Here is a 1,110-nt window from a genome sequence, read left to right on the forward strand (position 1 = left end):
GCGTCCAGCAGGCGGCCGACCAGTGGGGCGCACAGCGCGGCGATCAGGATCGAGCCGGTCAGCGCGGCCGCGATCTGGGCGCCACTGGCGTGCAGGTCGGCTGCCATGGGGGTGAGGAAAACGGAGAAGGCGTAGTAGAGCACGCCGTAGCCGATGGTCTGCGTCACGGCCAGGGCGGCCACGATACGCCACCCCTGAGTCGAACGCGGTCGGCCACCGCCCCCCGGGACAGGGACGGTGGCCTCAGCGGCGGCTTCAGCTGCGGAGCTCACCCGTGCGTCCCGGCGCAGCCGATCAGTCGACGTCCATCCGCCGTGGTCATCCACAAGGCACCGCAGGGGTCTTCGGCGATGAACCCTTGAGCCTGCAGCCGCCAGGCCAGGGTTCCGGCCATTCGGGCGATCGCTGGGGCGAAGCCCGGGTTGGTGCTCGGCCTGCGGGCGGCGACCAGGTGCTCACCCAGGCGGCGGGTGTCGATGGGCCCGTGCTCGCAGATCAGGCGCAGGGCTTCCTTCTGGGCGGCGGTGGGGTATCCCTCAGACATCTGACGCTCCCTGTGTCTGCGGCTTCGGTGCTGGTCGATGGCCGGCGCGTTCAGCCGCAGCAGCCGCCACCACCGTCGCTGCCGCCGAGGGTGACCAGCGGGAGCGGGGTGGCGAGCAGGCCGCCGCTGATGCCGGTGGCCAGACCGACCCGCTGCTCTTGTGCCTCGGCCAGGCCAGAGGAGCACACGCCTGTCTCGGGCAGGTCGAGCTGGACGTCATGGGCGGCTTCCCAGTCCCCGGCCAGCGCGGCGACGACGGAGCGGACCTGCTCGTATCCGGTGGCCATCAGGAAGGTGGGGGCGCGGCCGTAGCTCTTGACGCCCACCGCGTAGTAGCCGCTTTCGGGGTGGGACAGCTCGTCGACGCCGTGGGCCGGGACGGTGCCGCAGGAGTGCTGGTTGGGGTCGATCAGCGGGGCCAGCGCGCGGGTGGAGCCGAGAATGGGGTCGAGCTCCAGGCGCAGCTCGGAGGCCCCGAGGGTGAGAGGCCATCGCGATCTCGTCGCTCGTCCCGGTCGTCGTCGTTACGGTCCTCGGCCCAGAAATCGGTCGCGCCGGGCTGCGGG

General features: G+C 71.9%; 1 protein-coding gene and 2 pseudogenes. All 3 read right to left on the reverse strand.

Features of this window, described 5'->3' with window-relative positions; genetic code table 11:
- A pseudogene (locus tag ABZ260_RS51455) lies at window positions 1-182 on the reverse strand (MFS transporter); the annotation flags it as partial.
- 86 nt (window positions 183-268) lie between these two features.
- Window positions 269-544, reverse strand: a complete 276-nt coding sequence (locus ABZ260_RS51460; protein ID WP_355633354.1) for a hypothetical protein — start codon at window positions 542-544, stop codon at window positions 269-271.
- Between the two features lie 50 nt (window positions 545-594).
- Window positions 595-1,014 (reverse strand): annotated as a pseudogene (locus ABZ260_RS51465) (flavoprotein); the annotation flags it as partial.
- Window positions 1,015-1,110 lie beyond the last annotated feature (96 nt).

Origin of the sequence: Streptosporangium sp. NPDC006013, from assembly GCF_040614275.1 — a bacterium.
Taxonomy (GTDB): Bacteria; Actinomycetota; Actinomycetes; order Streptosporangiales; family Streptosporangiaceae; genus Streptosporangium.